This is a genomic window from Candidatus Desulfofervidus auxilii (genome assembly GCF_001577525.1).
GTDB classification, from domain to species: Bacteria; Desulfobacterota; Desulfofervidia; order Desulfofervidales; family Desulfofervidaceae; genus Desulfofervidus; species Desulfofervidus auxilii.
In genome coordinates this window covers 1,105,054-1,110,903 of sequence record NZ_CP013015.1, presented here as the reverse complement: position 1 = coordinate 1,110,903, position 5,850 = coordinate 1,105,054, and the positions used below count along the sequence as shown (strand labels likewise).

At 36.3% G+C, this 5,850-nt stretch carries 5 protein-coding genes, 1 tRNA gene and 3 pseudogenes; 3 read left to right on the top strand and 6 right to left on the bottom strand.

Annotated elements, in window-relative coordinates:
- Window positions 1-18: 18 nt before the first annotated feature.
- Window positions 19-176: pseudogene (locus HS1_RS13990) on the top strand (hypothetical protein); the annotation flags it as partial.
- Window position 177: 1 nt separating this feature from the next.
- Window positions 178-567: transposase (locus tag HS1_RS13385; protein ID WP_245670033.1), on the top strand; the 390-nt coding region annotated here is incomplete at its 5' end.
- A gap of 174 nt (window positions 568-741) precedes the next feature.
- Here HS1_RS13385 and HS1_RS05705 read toward each other — a convergent pair.
- The 4 genes from HS1_RS05705 to ispH are packed head-to-tail and all read right to left on the bottom strand — an operon-like array spanning window position 742 to window position 4,707.
- Window positions 742-1,935, bottom strand: coding sequence for a cation diffusion facilitator family transporter (locus tag HS1_RS05705; RefSeq protein ID WP_082757657.1), 1,194 nt, complete (start codon window positions 1,933-1,935; stop codon window positions 742-744).
- Window position 1,936: 1 nt separating this feature from the next.
- Window positions 1,937-2,764 (bottom strand): glycosyltransferase, encoded by an 828-nt coding sequence (locus HS1_RS05700; protein ID WP_066062161.1) that lies wholly within the window; start codon window positions 2,762-2,764, stop codon window positions 1,937-1,939.
- The gene (locus HS1_RS05695) at window positions 2,751-3,011 is read right to left on the bottom strand and encodes a hypothetical protein (protein WP_066062159.1); all 261 of its coding nucleotides are present in this window, start codon (window positions 3,009-3,011) and stop codon (window positions 2,751-2,753) included. The genes HS1_RS05700 and HS1_RS05695 overlap by 14 nt, the downstream gene beginning before the upstream one ends.
- Complete coding sequence (gene ispH, locus HS1_RS05690; RefSeq protein WP_066062157.1) at window positions 3,004-4,707, bottom strand: 4-hydroxy-3-methylbut-2-enyl diphosphate reductase; 1,704 nt, start codon at window positions 4,705-4,707, stop codon at window positions 3,004-3,006. The genes HS1_RS05695 and ispH overlap by 8 nt, the downstream gene beginning before the upstream one ends.
- A 38-nt stretch (window positions 4,708-4,745) precedes the next feature.
- On the opposite strand from ispH, the gene HS1_RS05685 reads away from it, so the two are divergent.
- Window positions 4,746-4,843: transfer RNA gene (locus HS1_RS05685), tRNA-Sec, on the top strand.
- Between the two features lie 440 nt (window positions 4,844-5,283).
- On the opposite strand, the pseudogene HS1_RS13985 reads toward HS1_RS05685, so the two are convergent.
- Window positions 5,284-5,598: pseudogene (locus tag HS1_RS13985) on the bottom strand (transposase); the annotation flags it as partial.
- Between the two features lies 1 nt (window position 5,599).
- Window positions 5,600-5,832, bottom strand: a pseudogene (locus HS1_RS13980) (hypothetical protein); the annotation flags it as partial.
- Window positions 5,833-5,850 lie beyond the last annotated feature (18 nt).

Genomic DNA, 5,850 nt, shown 5'->3' with positions numbered 1-5,850 from the left:
AAAAAACAGGCCTCTTTAATGTTAGAAAGTCTTCGCAACACAAAATACGTCGAAGAACTGGCAGATATATACAAAACGATTATATCATCTCATTCTCGGCGTATTTTAGAACTAAAAGAGGAGATTGAGATGTTGGATAAGAAGCTGGAAAAGCTAGGAGAAAAGAGTTCTGAGGTNAAGCGTTTAAAAAGTATCTCAGGAGTAGGAACAAAGCTTTCAAGCAGATTGGTCGGAGAAATTGGAGATATCAATAGATTTAAAAACGAGAGGCAACTTGCGATCTATTGTGGTGTAGCCTGTATAGATGATGAGTCTGGTAAACACAAAAGGACAAGAGTTGTATATAAGGCTAATAAGATATGTAAAGCAACTATGATTGAAATTGCGGGCTGCACAATTCGGTATGTTTCAGAATCCGCTACTTACTATGCTAAAAAACGGACTGAAGGGAAAGAGCATAACCATGCCTTGCGCTGCCTTGCTAGACAATTGATAAAAGTTCTTTTTAAGATGTTAAAAGAAGATCGAGACTATATCTTAAAGGAGGAAATGGAGAAGGCTGCTTAAAAAATATTTCCATTTTTTACTTGACTTTTTAAATGGAAAGTTCAAACCTACAATATACATTTAACATCCCGCCCTTCCATATTTATCCTCAAATCTTTCGGCGTCTTGTGCCAAAATTGCAAGTAATCATCTATTTCCAGGCATAAAATTATAAACTCGGGATGTTAATAAAAGCTATTCAGCCTCTAAACTTCCTTTTGCCAAGGCCTGTTTAATTTCTTTAATAGTCTTATATTGAGTAGGGATAATCTCAATATCTGCATCAGAAAGGACATAAAATGGCCCCCGACCTTCTAATCTTTGTCTAGTTATTACTACATCCACGCCGTTTTTAATCAACCATTCACTTACTTTTATACCTCTTCCTTTCTTTTCTTGAGCATAGGGGTTAGAAATAATTTTTTCTTCTAATATACGATTATCTTTTTTCCTTAAGGTAATAAAATAAAAGTATGGCACATCTCCAAAATGGTCTGAAATATCAATCTGGTTTTCGTCTATAGGAACAGTGTAAATCAAGACATCTTTAGATATAGGCTCATAGTGGATTAAGATATGGTCTACATGGGGAATTTGCTGTTTGATTTTTTGTTCAATTTGCTCACTAATTGAATGGGCTGTTTTTAAGTCGTGAACTTTAAGTGCTATTACTAATTCAATAAACTTATACTTTCCTGAACTCCTTCCTAAAATATTTTTTACCTCAGCCACCCGGGGCTCGGATAAAGCAATACTTTTTACTTTATCTAAAGTAGCAAAATCCACAGATGCTTCTAAAAGCACTTTAATACTATCTATCAAGATTTCTAAAGCCACTTTGCCAATAAAGAGCACTATAATTAAAGCCACAAATTTATCCAAACCAATCCCTAGGCTTTCTGTGAACAGTCCAATTAAAATAGCCAAAGAGGATAACATGTCTGTCTTAATATGTTGGGCATCGGCTATAATACTGGGAGAGCCTATTTGTTTTCCTTTTTTGTATTCATATCTAGAAAATAAATAGGTAATAATTATAGTTACGCACACCCCAATTATAGCTATAGGTATTTGGCGAAGATATGTTACCCCTCCTTTACTAAAAGTCTGTTTCACAATTTCAAAACCAGCGCCAAGGATTAAGAAGGCCACCACCAAAGAAATGAGATTTTCAACTTTGTATAACCCATAGGGAAAAGAAGATGACCGCCGTTTAGAAATTTTTATGCCTATAAGAATAGCCCCAGAAGAAATTACATCAGAAAGAGAATGAACAGCATCAGCTACTAAGGCTAGACTTCCTGAAATCTTAGCTAATACATATTTAAAAATTACTAAAAACACATTAACCAGAATAGAAAACAAGGCTACCTTTTCGCTAGTTTCCATGTCATTCCCTGGCGTAATTATTAGGAAGGTTCAGGTAATAAAGACCTTCTTTTATTTTACCCCGTTTTAAACAACCTTTAGCATAAATTTCACACTTATAACGCAACTCCTTTATGGCTAAAGCATACTGCTTTGGAGTAAGTGCACCACTAACTAACATTTTCTCAATGGCCTTGATCCGCCACTTATCTAAGGCCTCTACCTTTCGAGAAAGCTGGTCACTATGCCCACCCCTTTTTATTACCAAAGGCAGTGATAAAAGATAAACAGGATACCTTGCGGTCACTCTAAGCCATAAATCATAATCTTCACATGCCAAAAAAGATTCATCAAATAATCCTACTAGGTCAAATAACCTTCTGTGCATCATTACTGCTGAAGGGCTAATTAGACATCTCCTTAGACTTTGGGCAAACATCATACCTGAAGGTTTAAGACAGTGTTTTTTAGGATTGACCCTTATTCCATTTCTGACCCATATTTCTTCTGTCTGACAAATTAAGGCATCAGGGTGAGAATCAAAAAAGGCCATCTGGAATTCTAATTTTTTAGGTAACCATAAGTCATCTGAGTCTAAAAAGCAAATAAATTCTCCTTTAGCTAAATTAACACCTGTATTACGTGCTTTACTTACCCCCTGGTGGGGAATATCAGTATAGGTTAATCTATCTTTATACCGAGCTATAATCTGTTTTGTATTATCTTCTGAACCATCATCTACTACAATTAGTTCATAATTTTGATAAGTCTGGTTAAATACTGATTCTATTGCTTCTTTTAAGAATTGAGCTCGGTTATAAGTAGGGATTATAATGCTAACCTTGGGCATGCTCTATTAAATTCTTGGCTATTTTAGACCAATCTGAAGGCACCAAGATAGTATAACCACCCAACTGTCCTAAATTTACCGGATGAGGGATATGTTTTAGACATTGAAGACGATAAGGAATATGACGACTCTCTAAAAGCCCACATATTAAATGAGCCTCATATTCTATTGGGGTATTTACAACCATTACCCATTCTTTCTCCTCTTTTTCTTTTTTCTGTTTAGGAAAGGGAATTACCTTATCCATAAAAACTTCCTAAAGCCATAAGCATAAATTGACCATCTATAAGTGCATCTGGCAAAACACCAGGACGAAGGTATTTTTTCTCTATTTGATATAAATATAACCCAAAAAAACTTAAAATTACACTATAAAAAAGGGTATATTTAGGAAAATACCCTGTGAATGCCAATAAGATTGTAAAAATTATCAAGGCAGCAGTCATTATATAAAGCAATTTAAAGCTGTTTTTTTCGCCCAAAATAATAGGTAATGTTTCTCGCCCTACCATTTGGTCACCTTGAATGTCTAACAGGTCAAAACAACAAGTGCGGATAAAGGCTAAGGCAGAAAGATAAACAAATACTAAAAAGGGCCAAAAAGACAAAGTGATAGGGGTCTTTAAAAATAAAGGAAATATGCCTGAAACAAAACCCCAGGCTAAAGGGACAAAGATGGTTTTTGAGGCAGGTAAATCCTTAAGCTTACATTTTAAAATGGGGATTTCTATATTATAGATTAATCCACTAGTTATAAGAAAAATCATAGTAAAAAAAGCTAGTGGCCAGGGTTTACTAAGTTTTAGGGAAATCAAAATGCAGATTACACCTAGAGTAGAAAACAAAAGCCGATTTTTTTCATAAAATCTTACTCTAGCCGGGTCGGTGAGACGGGTCATTTCTAAACTGGTTAAATGGTTTAAGACATGCATAGCCCATAGATAAGTAAAGGCTATTAATCCTGCCCTGCTGGGGTTTAAACCGTTCAATCTACTTCCTATAATGGCTAAAGATGCACCACCCAAGGCAGCCCAAAAATTAGTCAATAAAAACAACTTGGTTAACTTATAAGGAATACGCCACCATAAAGGAATATTTCGGGATAAAATATCTTCTAACCGAAAAATAACACGTCTGATTAACCAGTAAGGAGTGGAAGCACCTGCTGTGACACCTATAGTTTTAAACTTTGTTATTTCCTCTGGATTAAGTTCATCTTCTGTTTCAATATGATAGGTGTTTAATCCTGCCTCATTCCCTATCTGGGCCAATCTTCTGGTATTACCACTCATTTTCCCACCCACCACTACAACCGCTTCTACCTTTTTAGCCATATCCCTTACTTCTTCTTGACGATCATGCGTAGAATTACATACCGTATTAAAGACTTTTACTTCAGGATAACGTTTTTTTATAAGCTCAGCCAGCCTTTTAAATAACCTCTCATTTTGAGTTGTCTGAGCTACCACTAATACTTTTTGGGCCTGAGGTAATTTTTTTATATCTTCTTCACTCCCTATTGTCCATGCTTTATTCTGGGCATAACTACAAAGGCCTTTTACTTCAGGATGTTCTCTCTCACCAACAATAATAGGTTGATAACCCCTTTGGCAATATTGCTTAATGAGTTGCTGCACCTTGAGCACTCGAGGACAGGTTGCATCTATAATAACCACTTTTTGCTGAGAGAGTTTGTTTTTCACTCCTAGAGGCACACCATGAGCGCGAATTATCACTATACTTCCTGGTGGAACTTGCTCTGGGGCATCAATGGTTCTTACTCCCTGTTTTTCTAATAAATGTAACACTTGGGGATTATGAATAATGGGTCCTAAAGTAAATACAGGATGATTTTTGTGCTGCCTGGCTGTTTTAAACACTAAATCTACCGCCCTTTTCACCCCCATGCAAAAACCTGCCTTTTTAGCTAAAAATATTCTCATGATTGACAATCTTACTAAGTCATAATATCATCTTTTTTGGAAGCGGACGGCTCCTGGTGGGGCCCCTGGACTTCAAATCCAGTGACCGGCACGGAAAGGTGTCGGTGGTGGGTTCGATTCCCATGCGCTTCCGCCATAAAAGGTAGATATAAGTATGGCATAGAGCCATTTTCCTGTCAATAAAACCACCTTCCCAAACAGGGCTATGTCAAAGTAATTTTAACGGAGATCCAAATGTTAAGCGCACCTGTCTGCCGACAGGCAGGATGGCTCAATGCAGAATGCAAATTGAAAAATGCAAAATCGCCTTCTCTTAAATTGGAACGTTAGCACGTTGGAATTGGGAATTAGGAAATGGGAATTGGGAATTTCTATTTTCTATTTTCTGTTTCCTATTTTCTGTTTCCCGTTTCCCTTTCCTTCTTTTCCTTCTTTATGCGCGTTAACACGTTTACACATTGACACGTTTACATGTTAGAATTGGGAAATGGGAATTTCCGTTTTCTATTTTCTTAACTGTATTTTGTAGGTTAGAACTTTCCATTTAAAAAGTCAAGTAAAAAATGGAAATATTTTTTAAGCAGCCTTCTCCATTTCCTCCTTTAAGATATAGTCTCGATCTTCTTTTAACATCTTAAAAATAACTTTTATCAATTGTCTAGCAAGGCAGCGCAAGGCATGGTTATGCTCTTTCCCTTCAGTCCGTTTTTTAGCATAGTAAGTAGCGGATTCTGAAACATACCGAATTGTGCAGCCCGCAATTTCAATCATAGTTGCTTTACATATCTTATTAGCCTTATATACAACTCTTGTCCTTTTGTGTTTACCAGACTCATCATCTATACAGGCTACACCACAATAGATCGCAAGTTGCCTCTCGTTTTTAAATCTNTTGATATCTCCAATTTCTCCGACCAATCTGCTTGAAAGCTTTGTTCCTACTCCTGAGATACTTTTTAAACGCTTAACCTCAGAACTCTTTTCTCCTAGCTTTTCCAGCTTCTTATCCAACATCTCAATCTCCTCTTTTAGTTCTAAAATACGCCGAGAATGAGATGATATAATCGTTTTGTATATATCTGCCAGTTCTTCGACGTATTTTGTGTTGCGAAGACTTTCTAACATTAAAGAGGCCTGTTTTTT